The sequence below is a fragment of the Xanthomonas translucens pv. cerealis genome (assembly GCF_006838285.1).
GTDB lineage: Bacteria > Pseudomonadota > Gammaproteobacteria > Xanthomonadales > Xanthomonadaceae > Xanthomonas_A > Xanthomonas_A cerealis.
Genome location: NZ_CP038228.1, coordinates 314,868 through 340,555 on the forward strand (window position 1 = coordinate 314,868; position 25,688 = coordinate 340,555).

Here is a 25,688-nt window from a genome sequence, read left to right on the forward strand (position 1 = left end):
CTTAGAAAGTGAGTGTGTCAGCTACTCAATTCCGAGAAGTTTTGGGCCCAGACCCTTCTGTGGTGCCAGCTCAACATAGAGATCGCGGCGTCCTACGATCACGGCTAGCATAGGACGCCCATCTTGACGCAAGCCAGCCAATCGATTCCACTCTGAGCGATCGAGCCCCGAAGGCTGCGGGTTGTCCTCTGGGTGCGTGTGCCACTCGCCCAGGTAACGCACCGTGCCTTTGCTTGCATTCCACCTGGCCAAGGCGATGGCTTGATGGCCAAACGGCATGCGCTCGAACAGCGTGCGAAAGCGCTTATCCCACTTCGTCGGGGTAGTGGCTTGCTCGATGAGCATGTGGTTGCCATGGACCGTTCCTAGAAGCAGCCCTCCGGCTTCTGCGTCAGTCGCATCGCGCTGGGTGTGGTCTTGAAAGACGGCAAGGGTGCGCTCGGAAAAATGGACCAAGGTTTGTCGATCGAATGTTCCCCATGCGCTCATGAATGGCATACGGGGCAACCCTCATGGGCTGGGAGATCGCAATCCGCCGTTGCTAACTCAAACGCTTGATCGGTGACGCGGGTGCGAAATGAAGGAGTGGAGACGCCGTTAGCCCAATCGACCGCGAGTTCGGTTCCGAGGCTTGCCGCCTGGACAGAGACTGTGGCGGGGAAGGGCACATACAGGCCTTCGCATCCTTGTCCGGCAAGTGTGGTCGGCAATTCGCCTTGGACGGACGGGAAGGCGCCGTCTCGAGTGTGGTGCCAGATGCAGCGATAGCATGGACTCGCGCCTTTCTTGGCCAGCAAGGCTCGAACAGCAGTTCCTGTTCCTTCAATCCAGACAGTCAGGATGTCGGTCAAGTCTCGATAATGTGCACTCAGCCAATGGCCTAAGGCTTCTTCGCCCGTGGCATCAATCAAAAGATCCAGATGTTCGAAGTGAGCAGCCCTGACATCGCTAGGGATATCTCTGAGAAGTGCTCCTGGTGCCAGGCGTCTAAGTTCCCCAGCCATGGCGGTAGCCTTGTTGTCGAGCAAGCTTGGAAACCCCAAGCGATGTCGCCCGATGTTCTGAGGTAGGAATAGATCAGGATCGATAAGCGTTAGCTCACCGCCACTGGTGCCAGCGCCAGCTTTGACCAGCATGTCGGCCAGGTATCCACCAATGGTTCCGCAACCGACAAGCGCGATCCTCTTCCCTGCAAGCGTCCGGCGCTTGGGTGTATTGCGCTCAGCTAAATAGCGGTCATCAATCCTCAGCATGGAGAGCGGCTTGATCCTGAGTTGATAAGTGGGATCTCGGCGCTCAGCCAGCTTCTTGCAAGGTGCGCGCTTGGCGCGATCAAATAGCACACCGAAAGCGTAGGTCATCAAGGGCGACTCGATGATCACAAGCAAGTGATTTGCTTTGTTCGCTTCTGCCGTGTAGATGCTCTGATGAATTCTCCGACGGCAGTTGACATCCAGTGTGCTTTGCCAATTCAGCACATCTCGCAAGCACATTGGTGGCCAGTTCACTATCAGTGGGCGAGGTTGCGCATCCGTCTTGATTCGCACGCAGCTCGCCTTACGCACATTGGCTTTCCAGTGCATGGCATTGAGCTTCTTGGTCGTGCGCTCCGGTTCGTCGGTGACTGTCCAGATATCCTTGCCATCCTTCCTTTCTTCGATGGTGCAATGCATCTTTCCCAGGCGATCGCCTTGGATGTCACTAAAGCACCAGCCGTTCCCTCCCCAATAGGCGAAAAATTCTTCAGCCAGGTCATCGACCATCTCCCCCCTCATGATCTGAGTCAGCACGTGCTGGGCTCGATCGAGGCAAGCTAACGACTGGCTGACGGGATTGAAGATGTCTAAGACGACGGTGCCGGTTGCGATATAGCACAGCTCGCCTTGCCCATTGAGGTGCGGGACCGGGCGGCCGGATAGCTCTTTGGGAAGTTCAAGCAGCCTAATTTTAGGAAAAGCAAACAGCTCTGGATCGAGCTGAATCTCGCACGGGATGTCTTGATTGCTTGGAGAGCTTAGGTGGCCATGGAGGAGGAATCGGCCGTTTGGGGCCTTGCCAGCGAAGACAAAACCACGCGGCGCGAACGCCTTGATCACCGCGTTGACTTGGTTCGCGCTCATCCAGCCTTGGAACGCCCGATCAGTTCGCTTGGGCCAGCGACGGCGGAGGACGATGCGATGCTGCTGGCGACGGAGACGATCCTGACCCTCTCCGGATCATCGGGGAACCGGACACCAAATTCTTGGCGCATCCAAGCGCAGGATTGCGAAGCATTAGACGCATGAATTGCACCGCGCAGCATGACCGCAAAGTTCTCGAAGGCCTTCGCTGCGTTTTCAACGCCTGCCGCACCCAATCGCCCGGTCAGGGATTCGTTCGTGTTCGCCGGATTGTTCACCCCTGCGCGTAGGGCGCCAGGAAGCTTCTCGACGACGGAGAGCAAAGCCATGTCATCACGGCCATCGTGCTTTTCGAACAGTGGTGCTGCCGCTGCCATCAGAAGGATCGAAGCCGGACCGCCGCTCTCCCAGTGCCAATCCCGGTAAGCCTTGAGATAGCGAACCGTGCGACGGAACTGCTCTCCCTTCGCCTCGACTTCGCCCAAGAACCACTCCTTGACCGGCCGAGGATCGGAGGCCATCCAGTTTTCCTTACGATGGGCGAGCAGCACTTTGTCACGCGGCAGTGCTGTCCAGACATCTTCCTCCTCAGCGAAGGAGAGCGCATCCATGGTCAGCCCACGGCTCTCAAAAGCCTTAGCCAGAGTGACGAACTCTTCGTCAGGAATGGCGTAAAGCGGGATGTCGATATGGGCGTCCTTGGCGATCACGATCCGGATGCAGGTGTCCTTATCGGTGATCAGCTGCCACTGGTTCTGGTCGACCAAGGGTTGGAGCGCTGCTTCTGCGGCTTGGAAGAAGACCCCGGCCGCAACGCTGGGCCGGTTGCTCTGCGAGACGAAGCTCATGGGCAGGTAGCAGCCATCATCGACATCAGCTTGCTGTGGGGGCTTGGCAGGTGCGTTGAGGGTCTTGTAGGCCCATGACCCTTGGGTGAAAAATCGAGGGGTTGGCACTTGGCCAGGATAGCCACGTGCTCTGAGGACCGCTGGGATGCCTTCTCTCAGGCAGTTACGGACATCCAGGCGTGCTTGGGCAATGTAGGTGCGTTGCGCCTCTTCCAAGTCCAGCGCGCCATGCAGACAGGTCCGATTTTCAACGGTAGTGAATAACAGCGGGCTCAAGTTCAGCATGGTCGCCTCCTAAGCGTTCTTGTGAGAGCCGTGATAGAAGCGGGGCGCGGCGGCTTGGTGATCGCGGAATGGCCGGAATGCCAGATCCCCAATGGCGCGCTGCGCTGCATGGCTGCCTCGATCTTTCAGGGTGTTCGTCGCAGCAATCGAGACTCGATCCAGCGCTTTGACGTCCTTGCTCTGGTCCGGAGTGGCTTGGTCATCGATTTTGTAGTAGTCCGCACCCAAGGTATGCCCCAGCAAGTGATGGACCGACGACTCTTGGGCTGAGATCACCAGATCGAACAACCCGCCACGCCATTTGCCGAAGCCGCGATCCAGACTGGCGTTTCCGCGCACGGTGGAGCCTACGGTCATGGTGCCAATCGAAAGCACCCGAACTTTTACGTTTGGATCGGTAGCGAGGAAGTGGCGTGCCTCATGGAGACCAAACAGGCCAGGTGCGTTGCCCACCAAGCCACCATCAGCAAACACGCCTCGCTCATTACGCGCGAGCGGGAAGTAGACCGGCGCTGCTGCGGTTGCCAAGGCCACATCCATCACTTTAAGGCGATGGTCCAATTCGAAGCTGGGGTGATGGGGTGTTTTAAAGAACTGTCCTTTGCCGGTGGAGTAGTTCACAGCAGGGATCAGCACGGGGTGCTTGAGGTCGCCAAGCGTGGTCTCGCCAAAGCGCTCCGCCAGAACCTCACGCAGCCCGTCAGGGTTGTGCTTGGCGATAAGCCAGAAGCCAAGCAGCCGCCTTGCCAAGCTGCGAGAGCCGAAGATGCGCCCGCCGTGCTTTTCAAAAAGGTCTTTCAGCTCGCTCGCGGGGATCTCGTTGGCCAGCCCTAAGGCCAACATCCCGCCCGCCGACGTGCCGCAGATCAGATCAAAATGCTGGGCAATCGGGCGCCCGAGCACCTGTTCCAGTTCGGCCAGGACCGTGGCGGTATACAGGCCACGGTAGCCACCGCCCGAAAGGGCCAGCACGTGGAGGGGCGGGACATGGTCCATGGCGTCTTACCCCCGGGGCGGGAACGAGTCGTGACCGTGGCTATCCTTGTCACGGATCTGACCGTTGGGGCGATGGATCACCAACTCAGACTGCTGGTTGCGAGCAATTTCCCGCCCTGCATCGATTGCTTGCTGCTGGGTGTCATGGACAGAAGTCGCCCGACCATTGCCTTCGCCTTTGACCGCCCAACCCTCCGGGTGGGGCACTACATGCTGGTTCTTGCCTGCCATTGCTTGGTTCCTTTTGCCTGAATGAACCCGCCGACCCGGCGGATGGGTTGTCAATTGCGAAAGCCCTATGCACAATGGGTTGCTTGCTCAGACAACAAGAGCAAGGCGGCCAAGCGAGCAGATTGCAGCTAAAGACGCGATCTGTTGTCTGGCTGGACAACACGCTAGCAGAGATTTGTGACGGGTGCAACGGTCACAAAGCGCCCGGCGTTGGTGCGATTTTGGTGCGGGTGGTCCGAAGGCCCGCTTTATGGTCACTCAGTGGATTTTTTATGCCTCAAACAGGCTTGGGCGTTGCCCTAAAGACCTTGCGCGAGCGCAGGACTCTCTCTCTGCGCGAAGTTGGTCAATTGGCCTCGGTGGACCATGCCTATGTCCATCGCTTGGAGTCAGGGGACAAGACCAGCCCATCCCAGGATCTGTTGGGCAAGCTAGTCAAAGTCCTCAAGCCGAGCGCGCGCGATGCCGAGATCGTGAATTGGCTCGCAACGCACGAGGACGCTGACCCGCTGTTGGTCGAGTTCGTCCTTAAAGACGAATCGGTTGAGCTTGAGATCTTTACAGCAGCCGCTGGAGTCAGGCATAGAGGAGCGACGCGGCCCGATCCGGCAGTGCTGATTGCTCGGACCAAGCGTATCTTCGAGGAAGACGACGAGGAAGGATGATCATGGATGAGGCGGGCGTGCGCCAGCTGGCGCGAAGATTTGTTGCGAACCTGGACATTTCCAGCATTCGAGAGGATCTATCGCCTTACCTCATCGCTGCCAACGCCAAACTTCGAAGAGAGCCCTTGGACGAGGGGGAATCTGGATACACGGTTCCAGGCAAGAACGGTAAGAGCATCATTACGGTCAATGAGTTGGAGAGCGAGGAGCGTCAGCGCTTTACCGTCTGCCACGAAATTGCCCACGTGGTGCTTGGACTTCCCTCCAAACACGAAGAAGTGCCTCAATGGGGATACGCCAAGCGCGACCCCAACGAGGTGTTTTGCGACGTCTTCGCCTCTGAACTCTTGATGCCCTACAAGGAGTGGCTCGCGACAGTCCCCAAGGAAGAGCCCTCGCTTGCGCTGATCGAGCAGATGGCCGCGCAATTTGGCACCTCCTTTCCTGCCGCTGCTTCACGCTACGCCAGCCTCACTGACTATCCCTGTGCATTCGTCACTATGGACCGTGGCGTCGTGCGCTACTCAGTGCTTTCCAAAGCCCTGCGCGGGGTCAAGGCATGGATCCCGCCAAGGACTAACATCCCATCTGGATCCGTGGCGCATCGCTTGCGCGAGTTGGGGGAGAACGGCGCCGACTCGGCCTGGGTGGCACAAGACATCTGGTTTGAGAACTGGGAAAGGGGTCTTGAGCTTTGCGAGATCGCAAGGCACTTTTCGCTAAGCGACACCACGACATCCTTGTTGTGGTTCGATCAAGAAGAGCTTCCGGAAGTTGAGCACGACCGCTTCGGGAAGAGCTGGGAGGACGATGGGGGCTTGCCCGAACTCACGGGCGAGTTGACTTGGGAAAAGCCTCGCAAGCGTCGTTGATCAAGCGCAGCCCTGGGAAGTGCTAGCGCTCGAAATGGGACTCTGCCAGCTTGAGTCAGGATGTGAGCCTTGCTAGATTAGGTATCGTTCGAGGTGTTGTTTTTGGGTTCCTTGTTCCGCTTGAAATCTAGGCGGATCAATGGGTTAGGGTGAGTTGGATTCGGTTCCCTTCGCCCGCTCCAGTCTCGCGAATTTCAGTGCTAAGTTCTTGACCGCGCTGCCTATTCCTTCCGGCTGAAGACCACCTCCAACGACCTCCCAAGATATCGTTTGAGGTTTCGTTTTTGCCAAAACCCCTGTCGCTGCATAGGCCTTCAGGCCTCTACGTGCGCTTCTTGGTTCCTGCTGATTTGCGCGGGGGGTAAGTCGGCGCGCGTTTTCTGGTTCTTCCTCTCACTCTTCGACCCGGCGACGCGGCGCGTCTGGTGTCTGCCTACATTGGGATGGCACTATCGAACGCATTGAACAGACCTTCCCTAACTACGTTCAAATCCCCTGAGCAAATCCCAATCGGTTACATGCCTATCGTATTCGGATTGTTCCCATTGCGCGGCATGGACGTAATGGTCGACAACCCCGCTTCCTAGCACCTCGCGGAGCCAACTCGAGCTCGAACTGATGCCGATGGCAGCTCTTAGTGTTTTCGGGATGTCCGGCAATCCCGTGTCGCGATATGCGTCGCTCTTGCACGGCTCGCCCAATGGCAGTTTCTCGTCAATCCCTGCCAAGCCAGCTGCAATCAGTCCGGCGAACGCAATGTAGGGATTCATATCGGCACCACCAATGCGGCACTCGACGCGCAGATCATCCGAGCCCAGGCCACAAACGCGTAAGCCGGTCGTTCGATTGTCGCAGCCCCATGCGATCTTAGTGGGTGCGAACGTGTCAATCTGAAATCTTTTATAGGAGTTTATGTAGGGTGCCAACAGGAGAGTAATATCTCCCGCATACTTAAGGATTCCGGCCAAGTAGTTCCTCATTATAACGGACATTCCCTGCGGTTCTGCTTCGTCATAAAACAGGGGGCAGCCATCAGACGACCATAGCGAAGAGTGGACGTGGCTGGACGACCCTGCATAATTATCGTTCCATTTTGCCATGTAGGTGATTGACTTGCCGTGCTGCGCTGCTATTTCCTTGCTGCCGTGCTTGATGATCGTGTGCTGATCGGCCATCAACAACGGGTCTGAATGCCGAACATTGATTTCCCCCTGGCCAGCGCCTCCCTCGCCCTTTGTGCATTCAATTGCGACACCAGCACCATATAGGCCTTTTCTGATCGGACGCATGACGCACTCCTGTCGCGTTGTCGACAGAATGTTGTAATCCTGATTGTAACTTCCAAATACCGATGGTGAATTATAATTTTTTCTCGAAATTTCGGCATAAGTCTCGTCGAAGAGGTAAAACTCAAGCTCCGATGCGAAACAGGCGCGCATTCCGCGGTCGGATATCCGGCGTAACTGCCTTTGCAAGATATGTCTGGGCGATTGCGCCACTGGCTCCCCGTTGTCATTGTAGACATCGCAAATCACCAATGCCGTTGCGTCCAGCCACGGCAGCAATCGCAGGCTGGAAAAGTCAGGCCTGAGAACGAAATCGCCGTAACCAACACTCCAGCTGGCATTTGCGTAACCTGGCACCGGGACCATTTCCATGTCATTGGCCAATAGATAATTGCAGGCATGGCCTTGGTTGTAATCATGACGAACAAATGTAGCAGCATGATAGCGTTTTCCCATGAGCCGGCCTTGCATGTCAACCATGCATACCAATATCGTATCGATCGCGCCAGACGCGACGGAATTCCTGAGTTCATCGAAGTTCATGATGGATTGCCACCGCCATTTAAATGGGTACTGTATATATGAGGTTTTTACGAGAGCTGCGCGTCTGCCGGCGGCAACTCATCGACATCGACCGATCATATTCAGATCCGTCAAGGAAGTTTTATGAATATGGTTTATCCAGTTCTCGAACAATAAAATTGCATGGCTGCGCCATCGATTCGTGGGTGGCAGATAGTGGCAATCGTCTGGAAAATAGTTAATGGGCAGATGAATATTTCTTCCTGCGGCTAGATCGCGGAAGTATTCGTCTGCAAGAGTATTCGAATCGTATTCGATATGATTAAAGAAATGCAAAGAATGATGCTTGGGATCGCTCAACAAGCAAAGTCCGGTATCGAGCGAATCAATGAGAACGGAAACGCCGCTATCAATAGGGAGGTCGATGCGACGCATTTCCGTCCAGCGCGACACGGGAATGTAGAGTTCCTCTGAGAAACCTTTCAAGTAAGGGGAGTCGATATCATAGATGTGATGCTTAAATACGCCGAATAACTTTTCTTTCAAGACGTACTTTGGCACCCCATAGAAAAAATGCATGGCAGCTTGCGCCCCCCAGCAGATGTTAAAGCAACTATGGACGTTGGTCTGCGTCCACTGAAATACTCCAGCGAGCTCATCCCAGTAATCGACGCTGCAGAAAGGAATTTTCTCAACCGGCGCTCCGGTTATTATAAACCCATCAAATTTCCGGTTATTAATATCCCGCCAGTCCTTATAGAACGATTTCAAGTGTTCGACAGGTGTATTCTTCGATGAGTGGCTGGATATCCTGACAAGCGTCAACTCAACCTGGAAGTGGCTGGAACCCAAAAGGCGCGCTATCTGGATTTCGGTATTGATTTTATTTGGCATCAGGTTAAGCAACCCCACGCTTATAGATCGGCGCTGCGGATGGATCAGTGCCTCATCTTCTAAGACGGTGATGCCTTCGTTTTCAAGAGCACAACCTGCCGGCAGCCCTTTAGGGATTAGTATTGACATGAGATTGCGGCCCTCTTCGACGATCGGCCTGCATCGGCCGTTTCTCGCATGAGAAATATTGACTCAATCAGGAAAGCACTAGGAAAACTGCGACAAGCAGATAGATCGCGCCTGCTACCCGGCTTATATTGCGTTCGTTCCTGAAAAGGATGCGTGCCCTTTGTGCAAGCAACGCATATCCACTATAAATCAAGAGGGAAATAAGCAGTCCTGCCAAACTCAACGCAATTGCTTGGCGCGTGTAAGAATAGTAAGGACTGATAAAGCTTGGATAGGTAAGCAAAGTGACCAGCCATCCCTTGGGATTAGTCAGGGCGACAAGTGATGAATCGAGGAACAACTTTCGCGTGTTAGAAGCGATTATTTCTGTGTTGTGATGTTCCGGCCGGGATAGGAAAGAAATTAGACCAATGTACGTGAGATAGATCGCTCCTATCCAACGCAGATAACCGAGAAGCGACGAGTGCTCGTGAATGATCAAGCCGACCCCAGACAGCGCGACAATGGCGTGAATCGCAGTGGCCAGTCCGAAGCCAAACGAACAGGGAACTATAATCTTACGGCCATACTTGAGAGCTTGAGCCACAACAAATGCTACGTTCGGCCCCGGCACGGCGACCGCGCAAGTGAACGCAATGGCGAACAGAGCCATCAGATGGAGATCCATTATATCGTCACTGTATTATGTAACGTTGGGCAGGCTTCAATATATTGCCTTGTAGAAGGATGCCGAATTACTTCCGACATGCCGCCTCGCTTCATATGCCTGGCACGCATCGCCAAAGAGGCGGAATATCTTCTGACTTACGGCATCGTGTCCGACATGCCATTCGGGATGCCATTGTACTCCGAGCTGAAAAGTCGAGGAGCGGTAGGAAATTGCCTCGACGACGCCATCGTCGGCGATGGCTTCGACTCGAATCCCGGGCGCCGGCTCGGACACTCCCTGGTTATGAAGCGAATTAACTTGGAGCCGATCGTTTCCCTCCCCGAGGATATCGGCAAGTATTCCGTCGGATACGATCCGAATTCCGTGCGATGGCAGATACTGCTGATCGCGGGGTACGTTCATGGGCTCGCTGTGCACTATGCCGAACTCCGTGGCCGGCAGATGTGTCACAAGCGTTCCGCCTTGCTGAACATTCATTTCCTGCAACCCGCGGCAAATGCCGAGGAATGGCATATCCAGCTCTCTTGCGATCGACAACGCGACAGACGACAGACGATCCCTGGGCCGGTCTCGTTCCCCAGGGATAACGTCGTCGTCGGCACGGTCCCAACGGCGCTGTCGTCCATCAAAAATGTCTGCATCGAGATTTGATTCGTCGCCAGTCAAGACCAGGCCGTCTAGACGATGCATCAGGGAACGAAATTTTCTAAGGCTTGTATCCCAAGGAAGATCCCCGTCTACAGTCGGAAGAATGACGCATTCAACGGCAGCGTAGGTATCAAGGGCTTCGATGTAACGTCGTCGCAACCTGTCACGATGAACGCCATCATCGATATGGCGATTTGATGTCACTCCAACAACAGGTCGAATCACGCAATCGGAAACATGTTCCATTGTGGATGTGCTCCGGATCATTTGCGCAGGCTAATTTCGTATAGGCGGCGGTTCCGATCAAGCAATTGCGAGATCACACTTGGCTGCCCCTGCGGGCCGCTCGAAAATAGACCTCCCCAGGATTTTCCAATATTCGCATATATTGGGTCGCGCATTCGGATTTTCTGTGCTTTTTTTAATAGCCAGAATGGGACCCCCGGCGAAAGATGGTGCTCAAGATGGTACTCATCGTAATTGACGCCGAACAATAAGCGTTCTATGAATCCGCCCTTCCTATTCCTTGTCAAATAAACATTCTCCACCTCGGTTTCACACATGGGCGAGTGCTCAGCCAGCTCGGTGAACCAACCCAACACCTGAAACGTGGTGAGGTAAGGGATTAGCCAAAAAAGCACAAGCAGATGTAGAGCATTCGCTGCGGTAAAGCCGGCGACTACCGCGATCCAGAATGCCGCGAAACCGTACGAATCGATAAGAACGCCCCACTTGTCGACGCTCTTCTGTCTATCTCCCACAACAAAGAATCGGTTACTCCAAAGATAGCTCAAGTAACGAAATGTCGCCCCGCCGAAGATCGCTTTCCAGAGAATAAAGGATTTGTAATCGCGCGGCTCGCGAACCGTATAAACCCCCGATTTGATAAAGAACTTCAAGTCGGGATCTTGCTCTGGATCACCAAGGTGCGGGTGATGTAGATAGACATGGGACACGCGATATGCCCAGTGCCGCTGGAATATAGGGTAAGCGGCGAACGTCGTCCCGAGGAAATTGTTCCATACTCTATTCTTTGCTAGTATTCGGTGCGCAGCGTCGTGTGAGATCGTCGTCAACCCGCGCTGGTGCGCGCCGATGATTAATAATGCCAATGGGTAAAGCCACCAGCTGAGTTGAACCGTCGCAACTGCGCAGGCCACCATTACTGTATAGTCCTTTATTATGTATAAAGCGCCAGTCGTATTGTCGGGACGCAAGCCAGCCAGCTCGCGCATGATTTCGCGAGAAAAATGGAATGTGTCGAATCGCTTATTTCTGAGTGCCCAATTTTTCTCTTTTTTCATGATGCTTCTCCAGGCTAATCAGCCATTAAACGGCATCAAGACCGCGCTTTATATCGTCAAGTATGTCATCAATGTTCTCTATGCCGACGCAAAGGCGGATCGAGCCATCAAATATTCCGGCTGCCTCACGCTGAGTTTTGGGAACGGTAGTATGGGTGGTCGAGACCGGATGCGTCACGAGTGTGCGTGCATCCCCCACATTTGAAACGTGATACATGAGACGGATGTTCTGCACGAATTTTCTGCCTGCAGCCTCATCGTCTAACTCGAACATGATCATTGCGCCGTAGCCGACTTGCACGTCGACCATTTCATCTACGACGTCTCGGTCGCGTCCAGTAGCAAGACCAGGATACGAAACGCGTCTGACCTTGGGATGACCTGCTAGGAAACTGGCAACCGACGCAGCGTTCTCGCAGTGACGCTGCATGCGCAGGCTTAGTGTTTCCAGACCTTGTATCAGCTGAAAGCTTGCGAATGGGCTGATCGCCGCGCCTGTATCGCGAAGCCAAGTCATACGTGCTTTCAAAAGATAAGCGCTATTTCCTAAGTCATTCAGAAGGCGCACAGCATCTCGCCAGCATATGTCGCCATGCGCTTCGTCAGGGCCATTTAGCAGTGGGAAGCGGGAGGCATCATCAAAAGCAAAAATTCCATTGTCGACGACAAGTCCTCCCAGTGTGGTGGCGTGGCCACAGATGTACTTCGTTGCCGAGTAAACGCTGATTGCGGCGCCCAGTGCCCCGGGCCTGCACACAAGAGGCGTTGTCGTGTTGTCAACCACGAGGGGAATGCCACGCGCCTTGCCAATCGCGGCAAGCGCCGATACCGGTAACGGAATGACGCAAGGATTAGAAATGACTTCGCCGAATAACGCGATGGTCCTGTCATCGATCTGCCGCTTGAAGGATTCTGGTTCCTGCGGGTCAGCAGATCTTGCCTCAATCCCTAAGCGCTTGAAGGTATTGAAAAGCAAATTCCAAGAATTCCCGTATAGATACTTCGATGTAACCACGTTGTCGCCCGGTCGGCCACTGCACAAGTTCACCAGCGCAAGAAAGGTGGCGGCTTGTCCGGAAGCCACGGCAAGCGCATCTGCTGCGTTATCCACTTGGGCGTATCTGCGCTCGAGGACGCGGGTGGTTGGATTAATGATCCGCGTGTAGGTAAAACCGTCGCGCTTGACATTGTAGATATCCGAGACGGCGGCCAGATCATCATCGAGCTCATAAGCCGTGGTCTGATAGATGGGGACGGCAATAGCGTTGGTTGCTGGGTCGTGCCGATAACCTGCATGCAGAACGGCTGTTTCCATCGAAAGGCTTTTTTCGTGGGTGCGATATGACATTAGGCCGCTCCGCTCTCGAGCTCAGGATTGTCAAATGCCGCTTCTACCAAGCGGTGTTTGTGGTCTTCGAAAAACTCACGAAACGCCGTCGCCAGAACGAGTATCCATGCCGGCTTGATTGCGCCGATGCAGCCGATTCTGAAGCTTCGCGTTTGAACATGGAATTTTGCATATATGTAGAGGTTGTATCTGACAAGATGTCGATAGAATTCATTGAAATCCTCCTCGGTATCAATCACTCCCTTCGCGGTGAGCGCCAGACACACCGGAGATCGCGCCCTCGCACTTAGTAACGGAACAGCGTATCGCTCCGTTGCGCGAATGATCTCTTCTCGCACCAAGCAGTACCGCTTTCTGCGGTTGGCCACACTTTCAAGGGTCAACAGTTCGAGTGCCTTGGCGCATGCCTGTACCACATGAGTAGGAGGAGTTGATCGCCACTCTCCTGTCTCCTCAAGCGTTTTCCACTGGTCGCGAACATCTAAAACGAAAGAATTGACCGGATGTGTTTTTTTTCTTTTCAGCAGGGCCAGCTTGGCTATTACTAACGAAATGCCAGGCGGCCCTTCGATGCACTTATTACTTGAAGTCACAAGGACGTCGAAAGGGGAAATTTTGACACTGATATCAACTGCGCCAAAAGAACTCATTGCGTCGACGATCGTAATGACTCCGTAACGCTTGGCCAGCTTGACGATTTCATTAAGTGGATTAATGACACCAGTGGTCGTCTCGCAATGAACGAAGCAGATGTGGGTGATCGTGCGATCTGTGTCAAGATATTCCACTATATCGGCGACCGAAAGCGGCTTGTCGCTAGGAGCCTTCATGCTCGCAGCCCGTATTCCGCGTAGCTGAAGTATCTTCAGCATACGCTCGCCATAAATGCCGTTTATGCATACAAGCGGCTTATCGGACTGACCTATAAATGTGGCCAGCGCTGCTTCGATGCCATAGGTTCCACTGCCTTGGATGGGGATGACCGAATGTGACTCCTGCCCTTCGACTAGGTTGATCGCCAGGTTACGCATCGAGGCAGTCGTGATCCTAAAGCTTTCGTCCCTTGAGCCCATGTCGAATTGCATCTGTGATTTTACTTCGTCGCTCAAAGCCAACGGACCCGGTGTCATTAAGAAATATTTCTCTGGACACATATGGAAATCTCAGTATGTGTAAACTGGGGGAATGTAATGCAGTGCGTTCACATGATCTATGGCTAATGGTGGTAGCGAAGCTGGCTGATCGACGATGGGTTCGTTTTATTTTGTATTTTATTTTTTATAATCTATGCGGCTGTACAATCAGCGGTTCATCTATCGATTCAGATAATACCCGCCGCATGAGCTGAGGCAAGGTAATTTAGCCAAAACGTACATGAAATTTAGCTATAAAGATTAGGTCGCAATTATCCGTTGATCTTTATCTAGTTCCATCTGGGATATCAATCTAGGAATGGCCTGAGGTTCACCCCCTTTATCACGAAAACCTACGAGAGGTCAGGTTGGACTCTGAAAAGTGTTCAGTCGAAGCGCAGGAGGTCAGTGTCTTTTTGCGGGAGGTGGGGCGGCATGTCCGCGGTCTGGACAAAGCCGCTCAACCAGGCCACGCGCAAGGCGACGCCGACCGCGCGATCGGCACCGCTGCGCCGGCTCACGTTGAGTTCGGCCGCCTCGCCGAAGTCGTCGGTCTCGGTCAGCGGTGCGTCGGCGTTGGCCAGAAGATCTCGGCGCTCGAGGCTGTGGGGCTGGTCCAGATACGGGGCTCCACCGTCCAGCAAGGCAGCTGCTCGCCCCATTCGGTGAACGTCAGCGCGACCAGGTGCCAGTCCAGGCGACTGGCCTGTGCCGCCTGGTGGCTGTCGCCCTTGAACGAAAGCTGATCACATCGGGGCCGTCAGAAAAAAATCGGGTTTGAGCTGACAACCCCGCTCAGCAATCCCGCCCGCCCCCATGCGCCTGCAGGGCCGCTTGTTCCGACTGGGGCGCCAGCTGCACGGACAGCTCCACCGGTGCGTCGGACCAGGGGGCGTCACCAACCGCCGTCCCCTCGGATCCGCCTTCCCATTCGTCGCGCGCGTCGTGCCACTCGTCGCCGATCTGCTCGAGCGTGTCGACCAGGGTGCGTTCGGCGAACGCCCGCTGTGCGGGGCTGAAGCACAGCGGCTCGCGCGGTACATCCGCCATCTCGACCTCGGCGACGGCGTGCACATCCGCTGCAGCCGGCGAGCGGTGGCCGGCGACCAGCTCGAAGCCCAGGGCCATCGCGCTTCGGCCGAGGCGGATCGCGTGCCGTTGGCCCCAGCCGAGCGCTCCGCCCGTGGCCATGAGGCCCTTGGACAGGACGTCGCCGGCCACCCGGCCGAAGAGCATGTAGGCCGCCGTGTAGCCGGCGGTCCCAGCGATGAAGCCCGCGGGGTTGCCCCTGGGGTCGTCCATGTAGCCGTTCATCAGCGCGGCTGCGGAGAAGGGCAGGCCGATCGTCATGCCGCCGACCGTGTCGCTCACGCTGTCGTTCATCCCCGTGAGCGAGACGTGCGGGCTCAGCGCTTCACAGAGCAGGAACGTCGACGAGACGACCGCATCGGCGATGAAGTCAGGTAGGGCCAGCCCGTCGTTGCGCATCAGGGCGATGTTCGACCCGAGAACGGCGAAGGCGACGGTCGCCAGTGCGAGCTTTCCCTTCAGTTCGGGATTGTTCGCGAACGAGGCGTCCAGGGCCCGGTGCACCGCATCCAGCGGACCCGAGCCATGGCGTGAGGCGACCGGGCTCTCCTGTCCCGTCCCGGTCGCTACGAGCCGCTCAAGGCCCGTCACGATTCTGGACAGGTCCTGCTTGAAGAAGGTGAGCTGCCGGTCCATATGCGGCGTGATCCGCCGGTCCTGCTGGAACTCGCCGACGAATCCGTTGACCTTGCCCAGACCCGCGCGCAGGTCGCCCACGATCCCCTCAATGGCTTCCTTGAAGCCGCCGGGAAGATCGTGCCTGCGGTTGAAGGCGCTGTTGAAGCGCAGCCGCGTCGAGTCCATCAGGTCCTGCCCCAGCCGCAGGCCGAACATCATCGTCCCTTGCGTCACCGCCGCGCCGGCGACGAAGCCGGCGTTGTGCTGCAGCGGCTTGGCCTTGGCGTAGAAGGTGGGGACGGCATAGATCAGCGAGATGAAGAAGACCAGGCTGTGCCGGTTGATAGCGTGCTTCCTGATCAGCTTCGCGTCCGTCGTCGGCCGTCGCATGAGCGAGATCAGCTGTATTGCTGTGTAGGCGTAGGAGGCGATGTTGAACGCAGCGTAGGTGCCCGTTTTCTGCGTGAACAGCGTGGCCAGCGGCAAGGGGTAGAGCAGCAGCGTCAGCGCGCCCTGGAACATCCGCTTCGCGGCGCTCGCGTCGTGCTGCAAGGTGTCGATGTCGGTCTCGAAGCTGGTCATGACCGGCTCAAGGTAGCGCCGGGCCTCGGCCAGGAACTTGGCCTCCTCCGGCGTCGCCGCTTGCTTGTCCAGGTGCGACCGCAGTTCATCGACCTTCTCGCTCATGGCGGCCAGCAGCGTCTTCGGCTCGGGGCATCCGGGCTCGGTGACCAGTTCGTTGCGCAGCTTGTCCACGAACTCGACGTCATCGAACTGCTGGACTTCCTGGACGACCGACAGGTTGTCCAGGAAGGCGGCGACCCGCGACGCGCAATCGCGCAAGAGCAGCCCGCTCTCGACGTCCTTTGTATCGCCGGGATTGGGTAGGTGCGACTGCTGCGCCACGGAACGAGCCGGTTGCGGGGGCAAGTCCCGGACGCCTTCGTCGTCCCCGATTTGCACGATGGCCGGCTGGACTTCGGGCGATGACGGCCGCCGGGTGGAGATCGGCAGCAGATCCGCGGGGCGCGTCGTGGCGTTCCAAGCCGGTCTCGGGCGCGCGAGCGCTAGCGTGGCGTCCGTGGGCGACAGGGTGCCGCTGCCGGATGCCGATTCGATCTCGATGCCGCGGTCGGTGGATGTGGCCGCCGCGTGGGTGGATGACGATCCGTCGCCTGGAACCGGGTCGTGCGGATACGCGTGAGGGCGAAGGCTTGCGGTTTTCATTTAGGTGGTGGAGTCCTTGCGAGGAAGAAGGCGTAGAGCGCGCTCGCGTGCGAACCGGCGTCCCGTATCAGGCGCTGGTTCAGCCGAAGCTGGCGTCTGCCGCACCGGCGCCGCGGACGTAGCGCGGCGCGCGGAAGAGACAGGCCCGGGACATCACCGGCGCTCAGGTCGCGACGGAGGCCGTCGACATGGCGGCACTGGCGAGCATGGCGGGCCAAACATTTCGGGATGGCGGACGGCGCAAGTTTCCGCAGCGCCGGCGCGCCGAGCGCGGACGATCGCGAAGTGCCCGCCGCCCAAGCGAAAGCGCTGCTGCGGATACACACGGGCGATCGATCTCAAACCGCGGCCGGACGCCCCTCGCTCGCCCCGAGCGCCGGCTCGGCGCTTAAGCCGGCCATCGCCGCCCCTTGCTGCTTCTGCACCACCGCCACCGCGTTCTCGACGGCCATGATCGTCGGCGACGATGGACGCTGCGATCTCCGCGTGCGACCGCCGAGATCGACGCCGACCGCTCCGTGCCGGCGCGCGATCTCGTGCGGCGCCGGGTCGAACATCGCGAGTCGCTCCTTGCGGCGCGCGGTGTCGGCTCGCGAGCAGACTGCGCGAGATGCTGCCACGACCCGCTACGGCGATGATGCGATGCAAACCCTGTCCAGAGCCGGTTCTGTGTGCGGCGAGCAATCATCCTTCAACGTTGATGGCACGCTCTAGCCGCCAATGCCGATGTGGAGAAACGGATGCCGGATTTTGGCAATGCTGCGAAGATCGTGCTGATCACAGGCGCAGGATCGGCAAACTGGCTGGCAACGGCGAAGGCGTTCGCTGCTGCAGGTGACACGCTGGTACTGGCAGACATCGACGAGATTGCAATCAGGGCCGCTGCGGCGGCCCTGGGCGAACGCCACCTGGCCATGCGCATGGATGTGTCCGATGCGCACTCGATCATCGACGTGACCACTGCCACGGCCGCACGCTCTGACCGGATGGAGGTGCTCATCAACAACGCAGGGATCGTCGATCCGCGCGCGCGATCGGCACTCGACATTCCGCTCGAACATATTCGGCGGCTGGTGTCCTTCAATCTCGACGGGGCATGCCGCCCCTGGCGTCGGCGGCGAGGGCATCGCGATCGTCGTCGGCGGCGGCAGCGGGATGTGCCTCGAAATCGCGGCGCGTTTTTCCATCGATCGCCCTGTCGTCGTGCTGGATCGCGGCATTGCCATGCTGCCGGCCGGGCAATCCGGTATCGACGTTGATATCGAGGATGCCGCAGCGCTCGAGCAAGCCCTGGACATGACGGTGGCGCAGCATGGACCCATCGCCGTGTTGGTCAACACCACCACCGGCGGGGCAACCATCAGCGGTCGAGCAGCGGATTTTTGCCGCATCTTTGGCGCACGACTGGAAGCTGCCCAGGTCGCGGCACGCGGCGCGGCGCGCCATATGCAGGTTGCCGGCGGCGGTGCGATCGTCAACGTGCTGCCGACCATGATCTCCACCAGGCCCCCGCGCCGCGCTTCGCTGCGGATGCTGACGCGTCGTCTGGCCTGTGAGTGGGCCGCGCTCGGCATCCGGGTGAATGCCCTCGCCCCAGGTCATTTCTGCGCCAGCGATCGGCCTTTGCCCAACACCAGCCTGGCGCGCGATTGCCTTGGTCGAGATACCCCGATGGCACGATCCGATGAGCTTTGGGAGATTGCCGGCATCATCGCGTTCCTTGCCTCCGATGCCGCGTCCTATGTCACTGGCAGCAACTGGGCGGTGGATGGCGGCTCGGCGTCGAAGCCGACTTTGCGGGCGAAAACGACGGATAGAAAGCAAGGGTGCGTTACGGCCAGACGTCGTCGAGGCTGCGGCCCGCTCCTGCGCTGGAGCTCGCCCGCGCATCGCCCGTTGCATCCCGATCGCGGCGCCTGCCGATCCTTGCGCGCGGTGCGCAAGCGGCTGTCAAACCCGCTTCATCTGCGGCATCTACGCTGGCCGGTCAGTGAGCGCAAGCTCGTCGCCGGTCTCTCCCCGTGGTCGAACACAGTCGTCGTCGTTTCCTCACCCGTGCGTCCCTGGCTCTCGGCGCCGGGGCGGTCATGCCGCTGCTGCCCGGTGCCATCCGCAGCGCGCTGGCGGTGCCACCGGCACGGGTCACCGGCACCGTGCAGGACGTGCAGCATGTGGTGATCCTGATGCAGGAGAACCGCTCGTTCGACCATTATTTCGGTTGTCTGCGCGGCGTGCGCGGTTTCGGCGACCCGCGGCCGTTGCAACTGCCAAGCGGCCGTCCGGTCTGGTATCAGCCCGAAGCCGGCGCCGGCGAGCGCTACGTGTTGCCGTTCCGCCTCAATGGCCAGACCAGCAGCGCGCAGTGGATGCAGGGCCTCAACCACGACTGGAAGGGCTCGCACGAAACCTGGAAGCACCACGACGCCTGGATCGCGCAGAAGACGGCGATGACCATGGGCCACTTTCAGCGCGAGGACCTGCCGTTCTACTACGCGCTGGCCGACGCCTTCACCATTTGCGACGGCTACCACGCCTCGCTGTTCGGCCCGACCAATCCCAATCGCATGTACATGTTCACCGGCACCAGCGGCCTGAGCGTGGGCAATGCTGGCGAGCAGGCGGTGAACAACCGCGACGACGGCAACTGGACCGCCGACATGGCGCGCGACAATCCGGCGTTTTCCGGCTACACCTGGACCACCTATTCCGAACGCCTGCAGCAGGCCGGGGTCAGCTGGCAGGTGTACCAGGAGTTCGACAACTACGGCGACAACAGCCACCCGTACTTCGCCAATTTCCGCAATCTCGACCGCAGCTCGCCCTTGTACCAGCGTGGCCGCGCGATCGTGCCTGGTTCCACCGCCGACAACGCCAAGGCCTCGCGCGGCGAGCACCTGCTCGCAGCGTTCGAACGCGATGTGCGCAGCGGCAACCTGCCGCAGGTGTCGTGGATCGTGGCCCCGTATCTGCTCAGCGAGCATCCCCAGGCCACCCCGGCCTATGGCGAATCGCTCAGCGCGCGTCTGCTGGGGGTGCTGGCGGCATCGCCCGAGGTGTGGTCCAAGACCGTGTTCCTGATCAACTACGACGAGAACGACGGCTTCTTCGATCATGTGCCACCGGCGCTGCCGGCGACCGATCCGGGCATGGGCGCCAGCAATGTCGATGTGCGCGGAGAGGACTACCACGGCGTCGCGCTCGGCCTCGGCCCGCGCGTGCCGATGCTGGTGGTGTCGCCATGGAGCCGCGGCGGCTGGGTCGATTCGCAGGTGTTCGACCATACTTCGGTGATCCGGTTCCTGGAGCGCCGCTTCGGCGTCGCCGAACCCAATATCGGCCCGTGGCGCCGCGCGATCGCCGGCGACCTGACCTCGGCACTGGATTTCGCCGGGCACGACGACGCCCGCGTCGCCTTGCCGGACACCCGCGATTTCATGGCCCGCGTCGATGCGACTGCGGCCTTGCCGGCACCGCAGCGACCCGCGCAGCAGGCCATGCCCGCGCAGGAGCCGGGCCAGCGCCCGGCGCGCGCACTGCCCTACGATTTCGACGTGCGCCTGCAGGCGGGGCCGCAGCAACCGACGTTGCGCATGCTCAACCGCAGCACGGTCGGGGTCGCGCTCAACGCCTATGCCGATGGCGGCAGCGCCGGCCCGTGGTTCTATACGCTTGCGGCTGGCAGCCAATTGCACGATGCGCGCGACTGGCGCGGCGCGGCCGCCGATCCCGGCTACGCGTTGCGCGTGCACGGGCCCAACGGTTTCCTGCGCGAGTTCCATGGCGATGGCGTGGCCGACGTGGGGCTGCAGGCCGATGCCGACTACGACGCCGCCAGCCAATGCCTGCTGTTGGAGCTGCGCAATGCCGGTGCGCAGGCGTGCCGGCTGCGGATCCGCGATGCCTACCGCGGCGGTGCGGAGCAGACGCTCGAACTCGCGGCCGGCGCACGCCAGCGGCTGCGCTTTCAGCTGGCGGCGCAGCATCATTGGTACGACCTGGATGTGGCGAGCGCGTCCATGCCGCAGTGGCGGCGGCGCCTGGCCGGGCATATCGAGAACGGCCGTCCGAGCATGAGCGATCCGGCGATCGGCCGCGCTGTTGCCGGGTAGCGGTGGGCCCATTCAATAAGGTGGCGTCGCACGCCATTTGTCGCGGCTGAAGCCGCTCCTGCAAAACCCGGGCACTGCGCGCTTTTTGTAGGAGCGGTTTCAACCGCGATGAGCGGCATGGTGAATCTTCCGGCCTCGGATGCCGTCGGGACTGAAGTCCCTCCCACCGTGCACCCGGTGAGTCGGCCGCGAGCCGCCTGTGGGCGACTTCAGTCGCGACGAACGAAGCGACAAACCCGGCCGCAGCGGATACCGTCGGGACGGAAGTCTGTGCATCCATCCGGCCCCTCGTGCAGCCGCGGGAATTGCGGATGGCCTCGGGCCATCGGCGGCGAGCGACTCTTGGGTCAGCACCGGCGTCAACAGTGCCATGCACAATCGAAAAAGCCGCCAGATGGCGGCTTCATGCGTGCAGTTTTTTACCTCTCAAACGCAAGGCGCCGCCGCTGCTTTCGCAACGGCGGCGCGATCGCCTTCCCTGGCGCTGCCTCACCTCAGAACTTGCCGCTGAAGGTGACGAAGAACTGGCGCGGCGCGCCGGCCATCAGCGTCTGGTTGTAGCCGTTCGGATCGGAGACCACATAGCCGTTGGTGCCGACGGTGGCGAAGTAGCGCTTGTCGAACAGGTTGGTGACGTTGGCGCTCAGGCCCAGGTTCTGGAACATGCCGACTTCGCCGAAGTCGTAGCCCGCGCTCAGGTCGAAGCGCCAGTAGCTCGGCACCGACGAGTCGTTGAGGTAGCTGATGTAGCGGCGGCCGGTGTACTTGCCGTCCAGCGCCGCGTGCCAGCCGGCGTTCTCGTAGGCCAGGCTGCTGGAGAACATCCACTCCGGGATGCCGACCACGCGCTTGCCCGAGGTGGCCACCACGCCGCCGTTGAGGTAGTCGTCCTGATAGGTGGAGTCGTCGTAGGACAGCGAGTTGAGCCAGCGCAGCTGCGCGATCGGGCGCCACATCACCGCCAGGTCGGCGCCCTGGCTACGCACCGAGCCGACGTTGTTGAGCGTGGCCGAGCAGGTCTGGATCGCGCTGCACGGCGAGGTCACCAGCAGGCGGTCGTCGAAGGTGGTGTGGTACAGCGCCAGCGATGCCTCGATGCCGTCGCCGCGCACGCGGTAGCCCAGTTCGTAGGTCTGCGCGGTTTCCGGCTGCAGCGAGTGCTTGATCGCGTCGAACGCCGTCTGCGATTCCTGGAACGGGGTGAAGCCGAAGCCGGCCATGTTCTTGTTGTAGGACGCGTAGATTTCCTGGTGCTCGTCGAGCTTGTAGTTCACGCCCACCTGCGGCAACAGATCCGAATCGGCCTTGATCTCGCCGGCCGCGTAGGAGCTGGTCGGCACCAGCGACTGCGCGGTGGCGTCCACCTGCAGTTTCTTGGCGCCGACGTTCACGGTCAGGTGGTCGTCGAGCAGGCGCAGCGTGTCCTGCGCATAGAACATGCGCGTGTCGGTTTCGTAGTGCTGGGCGAAACCGCGTGCGAACAGGGTGCCGGATTTGTTGAAGTAGTACAGATCGGTGAACGGGCCATCGAGCAGGAAGTAGTTGCGCTCCTGCACGGTCTTGGCGTTCTGGTACCAGCCGCCGATCTCGATCTCGTTGCCGGCGACGGTGAAGTTCAGCGACGCGGTCACGCCATGCCGGTTGAGGCGATAGTCGGTGGTGCGCATCGACAGCGGTACCGTGGCCGAGGAGGCCACGTATGGTGTGGTCCACTGGCCTTCGCCGTTGTTGTCGTGGTAGTAGCCGGTCAGGTTCAGCGTGGCGTTGCCGCCCAGGTTGAACGCGCCGCTGAGCGCGGCCAGGTTGTCGTCGCGCAGGCCGGCGCCGGAGTAGTAGGTGGCGTCGGCCTTGCCGTAGTCGGCGGGCAGGGCGTTCAAGGACGCCGGGTAGCTGCCGTTGCCGTTGAGCGCGTTGGCGATCTGCGCCGCGCTGTTCCAGTCCGGCATCAGGTAGTCCCAGTCCCAACCCAGCGCTTTCTGCGAGGTCAGCGACAGGTCCATGATGTCGTATTCCTTGCGCTTGGAACTGTCCAGGAACAGGCTGACGCGGTTGCCGTCGCCCCATTGGTACAGCGCCTTGACATTGGCCTGGTTGTACTCGTTGTTGCCGTAGCCTTTCCACTTGTCCACTTCGCCGTGCACCAGCGAGGTGTACATCGAGAAGCCGTTGATGTCGCCGGTGTCGCCGCGCAGGTAGGTGCGGCGGGTGGAATCGGAGCCGAAGGTCTGGCTGAAGCGGATGCCCGGCGTGGCGTCCGGATCGTCGGAGTAGTAGCGCACGGCGCCGCCGAGGTTGCTGCTCGAGGCGGTGCCCAGGGCGCCGGCGCCCTGCGACAGCTCCACCGAGCCGACGTTCTCGGAGATGATCGCGCGGGTCACCTGCAGGCCGTCGCTGACGCCGTAGCTCATGGTGCCCAGCGGCACGCCATCCAGGGTGAAGCCGAGCCGGCTCTGGTCGAAACCGTGCAGGCTGATCGCGGTCGACCACTCGTAGGAACCCCACGCATCGGCCGACTGGAACTGCACGCCGGGCAGCTTGTCCAGCACCTTCAGCGCGCTGGTGCCGGGGGCGGTAGTGCCGATGTCCTCGCGGGTGATGCGTTGCACCTGGCGGGTGGTGCCGGTGGACACCACGGTGATCGCATCGAGCATGGTCGCGTCGCCGTGACCGGCGGTGGCCGTGGCAGCAGCGTCGGCCGGTGCGGTCTCGGCCACTGCGGCGAAGGCCGGCAGCGCGGATGCGACGGCGAGCACCAGCGCATGCAGGCGCAGGGTTGTGGAGGAGGCGGTCATCGGAATTCACCAAGATAAAATGAGGGAGGCGTGGGGACCCAGCGTGCGATGCGTGACAGCCAACACACGGCCTGTGCGGCCCGCTCGCCACCATGCAACGGTTTTGTGAAGGTTTCGGGGCGGTTCCGTGTCGGCTGTGGGACAGCGTGTCTGCCGATACCCACGGCCGAGCGAGCATGCCAAGGCCGGTTACGCGCCGCCGCCACGTTCGCGCGCGAACGATCGGGCATGGCAGCGACCTCGCAGCGCCGACGGCGCAACGTATGATGCCGGGCCAGCCACCGCCATCGCGCCTCGATGAAGCTCGCCATCCTGTCACGCAACACCAAGTTGTATTCGACGCGGCGCCTGGTCGAGGCCGGCCGCGAGCGCGGGCATACGGTGCGCGTGCTCGACCCGCTGCGCTGCTACATGCGCATCGCGGCCGGCGCCTTCACCATGCATTACAAGGGCAAGCCGATCACCGGCTACGACGCGGTGATCCCGCGCATCGGCAATTCCGTTACCCGCTACGGCACCGCGGTGCTGCGTCAGCTGGAAATGATGGGCGTGCGCACGCCCAATCCCTCCGACGCGATCCTGCGCGCGCGCGACAAGCTGCGCGCGCACCAGCTGCTGGCGGCCAAGGGCATCGACATGCCGATGACCGTGTTCGGCGACAACCCCGACGACACCGGCGATCTGCTGTCGATGCTGGGGCCGCCGCCGCACGTGGTGAAGTTGAACGAGGGCACCCAGGGCACCGGGGTGATCCTGACCGAGAAGACCAGCGCCTCGCGCGGCGTAGTCGAGGCGCTGCGCGGCCTGTACGCCAATTTCCTGGTGCAGGAGTTCATCGGCGAGGCCGAAGGCGCCGATTTGCGCTGCTTCGTGGTCGGCAACCATGTCGTCGCGGCGATGCGCCGGCAGGCGCCGGAAGGGGACTTCCGCTCCAACCTGCATGCGGGCGGCAGTGCGCAGTTGGCCACCGCCAGCCGCGGCGAGCAGGAGGTGGCGGTGCGCTCGGCCAAGGCCCTGGGCCTGGGCGTGGCCGGGGTCGACCTGATCCGCGCGCGGCGCGGCCCGCTGGTGCTGGAGGTCAACTCCACCCCCGGCCTGGAAGGGATCGAGGCGGTGTGCGGGCTGGATATCGCCGGCAAGGTCATCGAACACCTCGAAGCCAGTCTGATTCGAAAGAAATCAGTGAGTTAGGGTGATATCCGCGCCCTCGTTCTGGCTTAACACGGGTTTAATTCCCGTCTGTGTATGCTTCCTCGGGCCGCAGCTCTGCCCTCCTCAGCAGGAACGGTAATCGGGATATATCTTTTGGCCCAAGCGGCGTCGCCGCTTGGGTCTTTTTGTATGCGCAGGTCTGTGGCGACGACGACGCACCGAAACCCCGCTGCGCGCAGCTTGCGGCCCCGTTCGCGGGGCGGCTACAGTGCGCTCACACCGCCAATCGCGCAGGGATGGGATGCAGCAGGTGATCGGTCTGAGACTGGGGATGGCGCTCGCGTGCGACGCGGTAGCGGCACCGAAAGGTGAGGCGCCCATGAACGTGAAGAAATCGTTCGCACAGCAACTCAGTACAATTCGTCAGCAGTTGGACGATGGCAAGACCTACTCCGAACTCGGTGCGGAAAATGGCAGCAAGGTGGAAGCCGTGCGGTCGCGCATGGCGACGGCGCTCAATTCCCATCTCGACGTCGATACGCTGCGCAAGGAAGAGACGGTCGTGCTGTTCAACGATCAGGAAACGGTCAACACGCTGCTGGCCAAGGCGTCATCGGACAGCCGGCTGATCTGCAGGCGCGAAGCGGTCATCGGATCGCTGCGCGCCACGACGTAATGCAAGACCGTGGCGGAACGCCGCCGCGACAACGAGGATGCGCAGGAATTGATGCGGCGCAATCCAACTGGCAA

At 59.8% G+C, this 25,688-nt stretch carries 22 protein-coding genes and 1 pseudogene; 7 read left to right on the top strand and 16 right to left on the bottom strand.

The window, feature by feature from the left end:
- Positions 1 to 21 precede the first annotated feature (21 nt).
- Genes E4A48_RS01410 through E4A48_RS01430 form a run of 5 tightly spaced genes read right to left on the bottom strand, consistent with a single transcriptional unit; the run spans position 22 to position 4,480 of the window.
- A complete protein-coding gene (locus E4A48_RS01410) occupies positions 22 to 489 on the bottom strand; it encodes a Mov34/MPN/PAD-1 family protein (RefSeq protein WP_260608028.1) in 468 nt (155 codons plus the stop codon).
- Positions 486 to 2,120: a ThiF family adenylyltransferase gene (locus E4A48_RS01415; protein ID WP_142741768.1), complete on the bottom strand. Its 1,635-nt coding sequence runs from the start codon at positions 2,118 to 2,120 to the stop codon at positions 486 to 488. The genes E4A48_RS01410 and E4A48_RS01415 overlap by 4 nt, the downstream gene beginning before the upstream one ends.
- Positions 2,117 to 3,253, bottom strand: coding sequence for a CBASS cGAMP synthase (locus E4A48_RS01420; RefSeq protein ID WP_142741769.1), 1,137 nt, complete (start codon positions 3,251 to 3,253; stop codon positions 2,117 to 2,119). Before E4A48_RS01420 ends, E4A48_RS01415 begins: the two co-directional genes overlap by 4 nt.
- Positions 3,254 to 3,262: 9 nt before the next feature.
- Complete coding sequence (locus E4A48_RS01425) at positions 3,263 to 4,249, bottom strand: CBASS cGAMP-activated phospholipase (protein WP_142741770.1); 987 nt, start codon at positions 4,247 to 4,249, stop codon at positions 3,263 to 3,265.
- 6 nt (positions 4,250 to 4,255) lie between these two features.
- Positions 4,256 to 4,480 (bottom strand): DUF2188 domain-containing protein, encoded by a 225-nt coding sequence (locus E4A48_RS01430; RefSeq protein ID WP_142741771.1) that lies wholly within the window; start codon positions 4,478 to 4,480, stop codon positions 4,256 to 4,258.
- Positions 4,481 to 4,563: 83 nt separating this feature from the next.
- On the opposite strand from E4A48_RS01430, the gene E4A48_RS01435 reads away from it, so the two are divergent.
- Together E4A48_RS01435 and E4A48_RS01440 are read left to right on the top strand one after the other, a co-directional pair.
- Entirely contained in the window at positions 4,564 to 5,145 is a 582-nt protein-coding gene (locus tag E4A48_RS01435) for a helix-turn-helix domain-containing protein (protein WP_260608029.1), read from the top strand.
- A complete protein-coding gene (locus E4A48_RS01440) occupies positions 5,142 to 6,017 on the top strand; it encodes an ImmA/IrrE family metallo-endopeptidase (protein ID WP_260608030.1) in 876 nt (291 codons plus the stop codon). The genes E4A48_RS01435 and E4A48_RS01440 overlap by 4 nt, the downstream gene beginning before the upstream one ends.
- 476 nt (positions 6,018 to 6,493) lie before the next feature.
- Here E4A48_RS01440 and E4A48_RS01445 read toward each other — a convergent pair whose 3' ends face one another.
- The 10 genes and pseudogenes from E4A48_RS01445 to E4A48_RS20795 form a co-directional block, all read right to left on the bottom strand.
- Entirely contained in the window at positions 6,494 to 7,846 is a 1,353-nt protein-coding gene (locus E4A48_RS01445) for a glutamine synthetase family protein (protein ID WP_142741773.1), read from the bottom strand.
- 78 nt (positions 7,847 to 7,924) lie between these two features.
- Complete coding sequence (locus E4A48_RS01450) at positions 7,925 to 8,848, bottom strand: homoserine O-succinyltransferase (protein WP_080763379.1); 924 nt, start codon at positions 8,846 to 8,848, stop codon at positions 7,925 to 7,927.
- Positions 8,849 to 8,915: 67 nt separating this feature from the next.
- Positions 8,916 to 9,515, bottom strand: a complete 600-nt coding sequence (locus tag E4A48_RS01455) for a LysE family translocator (protein WP_080763378.1) — start codon at positions 9,513 to 9,515, stop codon at positions 8,916 to 8,918.
- A gap of 36 nt (positions 9,516 to 9,551) precedes the next feature.
- Entirely contained in the window at positions 9,552 to 10,433 is an 882-nt protein-coding gene (locus tag E4A48_RS01460; protein ID WP_312845567.1) for a gamma-glutamyl-gamma-aminobutyrate hydrolase family protein, read from the bottom strand.
- The gene (locus E4A48_RS01465; RefSeq protein WP_142741775.1) at positions 10,430 to 11,470 is read right to left on the bottom strand and encodes a fatty acid desaturase family protein; all 1,041 of its coding nucleotides are present in this window, start codon (positions 11,468 to 11,470) and stop codon (positions 10,430 to 10,432) included. Before E4A48_RS01465 ends, E4A48_RS01460 begins: the two co-directional genes overlap by 4 nt.
- Before the next feature lie 25 nt (positions 11,471 to 11,495).
- A complete protein-coding gene (locus tag E4A48_RS01470; RefSeq protein ID WP_039005799.1) occupies positions 11,496 to 12,818 on the bottom strand; it encodes an O-acetylhomoserine aminocarboxypropyltransferase/cysteine synthase family protein in 1,323 nt (440 codons plus the stop codon).
- Positions 12,818 to 13,972 carry a 2-aminoethylphosphonate--pyruvate transaminase gene (locus E4A48_RS01475; protein WP_142741776.1) on the bottom strand — a complete coding sequence of 385 codons (1,155 nt, stop codon included), beginning with the start codon at positions 13,970 to 13,972 and terminating at the stop codon, positions 12,818 to 12,820. The genes E4A48_RS01470 and E4A48_RS01475 overlap by 1 nt, the downstream gene beginning before the upstream one ends.
- A 365-nt stretch (positions 13,973 to 14,337) precedes the next feature.
- A pseudogene (locus tag E4A48_RS01480) lies at positions 14,338 to 14,687 on the bottom strand (hypothetical protein); the annotation flags it as partial.
- A 59-nt stretch (positions 14,688 to 14,746) separates the two neighbouring features.
- On the bottom strand, positions 14,747 to 16,885 hold the full coding sequence (gene xopAA, locus E4A48_RS01485; protein ID WP_039005796.1) for a type III secretion system effector XopAA: 2,139 nt from the start codon (positions 16,883 to 16,885) through the stop codon (positions 14,747 to 14,749).
- A 338-nt stretch (positions 16,886 to 17,223) separates the two neighbouring features.
- Complete coding sequence (locus E4A48_RS20795; RefSeq protein WP_230812370.1) at positions 17,224 to 17,442, bottom strand: hypothetical protein; 219 nt, start codon at positions 17,440 to 17,442, stop codon at positions 17,224 to 17,226.
- Between the two features lie 183 nt (positions 17,443 to 17,625).
- Here E4A48_RS20795 and E4A48_RS01495 point away from each other — a divergent pair, with 183 nt between their 5' ends.
- From E4A48_RS01495 to E4A48_RS01505, 3 genes are read left to right on the top strand one after another with little or no spacing between them, the layout of a single operon-like run.
- Positions 17,626 to 18,144 carry an SDR family NAD(P)-dependent oxidoreductase gene (locus E4A48_RS01495; protein ID WP_142741777.1) on the top strand — a complete coding sequence of 173 codons (519 nt, stop codon included), beginning with the start codon at positions 17,626 to 17,628 and terminating at the stop codon, positions 18,142 to 18,144.
- Positions 18,041 to 19,063 (top strand): SDR family NAD(P)-dependent oxidoreductase, encoded by a 1,023-nt coding sequence (locus tag E4A48_RS20800; RefSeq protein ID WP_142741778.1) that lies wholly within the window; start codon positions 18,041 to 18,043, stop codon positions 19,061 to 19,063. The genes E4A48_RS01495 and E4A48_RS20800 overlap by 104 nt, the downstream gene beginning before the upstream one ends.
- Complete coding sequence (locus E4A48_RS01505) at positions 18,949 to 20,994, top strand: phosphocholine-specific phospholipase C (RefSeq protein WP_409976371.1); 2,046 nt, start codon at positions 18,949 to 18,951, stop codon at positions 20,992 to 20,994. The genes E4A48_RS20800 and E4A48_RS01505 overlap by 115 nt, the downstream gene beginning before the upstream one ends.
- A 494-nt stretch (positions 20,995 to 21,488) precedes the next feature.
- On the opposite strand, the gene E4A48_RS01510 is transcribed toward E4A48_RS01505, so the two are convergent.
- Positions 21,489 to 23,786 carry a TonB-dependent receptor family protein gene (locus E4A48_RS01510; RefSeq protein ID WP_142741780.1) on the bottom strand — a complete coding sequence of 766 codons (2,298 nt, stop codon included), beginning with the start codon at positions 23,784 to 23,786 and terminating at the stop codon, positions 21,489 to 21,491.
- A gap of 297 nt (positions 23,787 to 24,083) precedes the next feature.
- Between E4A48_RS01510 and rimK the strand changes: the two genes are divergently transcribed.
- A complete protein-coding gene (rimK, locus tag E4A48_RS01515) occupies positions 24,084 to 24,977 on the top strand; it encodes a 30S ribosomal protein S6--L-glutamate ligase (RefSeq protein ID WP_058195840.1) in 894 nt (297 codons plus the stop codon).
- Positions 24,978 to 25,239: 262 nt separating this feature from the next.
- Positions 25,240 to 25,614 carry a hypothetical protein gene (locus E4A48_RS20805; protein ID WP_260608032.1) on the top strand — a complete coding sequence of 125 codons (375 nt, stop codon included), beginning with the start codon at positions 25,240 to 25,242 and terminating at the stop codon, positions 25,612 to 25,614.
- The last annotated feature ends 74 nt before the right edge of the window (positions 25,615 to 25,688 follow it).

What these genes read in the sequence shown, in the direction of transcription:
- E4A48_RS01410 (WP_260608028.1), bottom strand. Translation starts at nt 489, where the DNA reads ATGAGCGCATGGGGAACATTCGATCGACAAACCTTGGTCCATTTTTCC.
- E4A48_RS01415 (WP_142741768.1), bottom strand. Translation starts at nt 2,120, where the DNA reads ATGAGCGCGAACCAAGTCAACGCGGTGATCAAGGCGTTCGCGCCGCGT.
- E4A48_RS01420 (WP_142741769.1), bottom strand. Translation starts at nt 3,253, where the DNA reads ATGCTGAACTTGAGCCCGCTGTTATTCACTACCGTTGAAAATCGGACC.
- E4A48_RS01425 (WP_142741770.1), bottom strand. Translation starts at nt 4,249, where the DNA reads ATGGACCATGTCCCGCCCCTCCACGTGCTGGCCCTTTCGGGCGGTGGC.
- E4A48_RS01430 (WP_142741771.1), bottom strand. Translation starts at nt 4,480, where the DNA reads ATGGCAGGCAAGAACCAGCATGTAGTGCCCCACCCGGAGGGTTGGGCG.
- E4A48_RS01440 (WP_260608030.1), top strand. Translation starts at nt 5,142, where the DNA reads ATGATCATGGATGAGGCGGGCGTGCGCCAGCTGGCGCGAAGATTTGTT.
- E4A48_RS01445 (WP_142741773.1), bottom strand. Translation starts at nt 7,846, where the DNA reads ATGAACTTCGATGAACTCAGGAATTCCGTCGCGTCTGGCGCGATCGAT.
- E4A48_RS01450 (WP_080763379.1), bottom strand. Translation starts at nt 8,848, where the DNA reads ATGTCAATACTAATCCCTAAAGGGCTGCCGGCAGGTTGTGCTCTTGAA.
- E4A48_RS01455 (WP_080763378.1), bottom strand. Translation starts at nt 9,515, where the DNA reads ATGGATCTCCATCTGATGGCTCTGTTCGCCATTGCGTTCACTTGCGCG.
- E4A48_RS01460 (WP_312845567.1), bottom strand. Translation starts at nt 10,433, where the DNA reads ATGATCCGGAGCACATCCACAATGGAACATGTTTCCGATTGCGTGATT.
- E4A48_RS01465 (WP_142741775.1), bottom strand. Translation starts at nt 11,470, where the DNA reads ATGAAAAAAGAGAAAAATTGGGCACTCAGAAATAAGCGATTCGACACA.
- E4A48_RS01470 (WP_039005799.1), bottom strand. Translation starts at nt 12,818, where the DNA reads ATGTCATATCGCACCCACGAAAAAAGCCTTTCGATGGAAACAGCCGTT.
- E4A48_RS01475 (WP_142741776.1), bottom strand. Translation starts at nt 13,972, where the DNA reads ATGTGTCCAGAGAAATATTTCTTAATGACACCGGGTCCGTTGGCTTTG.
- xopAA (WP_039005796.1), bottom strand. Translation starts at nt 16,885, where the DNA reads ATGAAAACCGCAAGCCTTCGCCCTCACGCGTATCCGCACGACCCGGTT.
- E4A48_RS20795 (WP_230812370.1), bottom strand. Translation starts at nt 17,442, where the DNA reads ATGTTCGACCCGGCGCCGCACGAGATCGCGCGCCGGCACGGAGCGGTC.
- E4A48_RS01495 (WP_142741777.1), top strand. Translation starts at nt 17,626, where the DNA reads ATGCCGGATTTTGGCAATGCTGCGAAGATCGTGCTGATCACAGGCGCA.
- E4A48_RS20800 (WP_142741778.1), top strand. Translation starts at nt 18,041, where the DNA reads ATGTGCCTCGAAATCGCGGCGCGTTTTTCCATCGATCGCCCTGTCGTC.
- E4A48_RS01510 (WP_142741780.1), bottom strand. Translation starts at nt 23,786, where the DNA reads ATGACCGCCTCCTCCACAACCCTGCGCCTGCATGCGCTGGTGCTCGCC.
- rimK (WP_058195840.1), top strand. Translation starts at nt 24,084, where the DNA reads ATGAAGCTCGCCATCCTGTCACGCAACACCAAGTTGTATTCGACGCGG.
- E4A48_RS20805 (WP_260608032.1), top strand. Translation starts at nt 25,240, where the DNA reads ATGCAGCAGGTGATCGGTCTGAGACTGGGGATGGCGCTCGCGTGCGAC.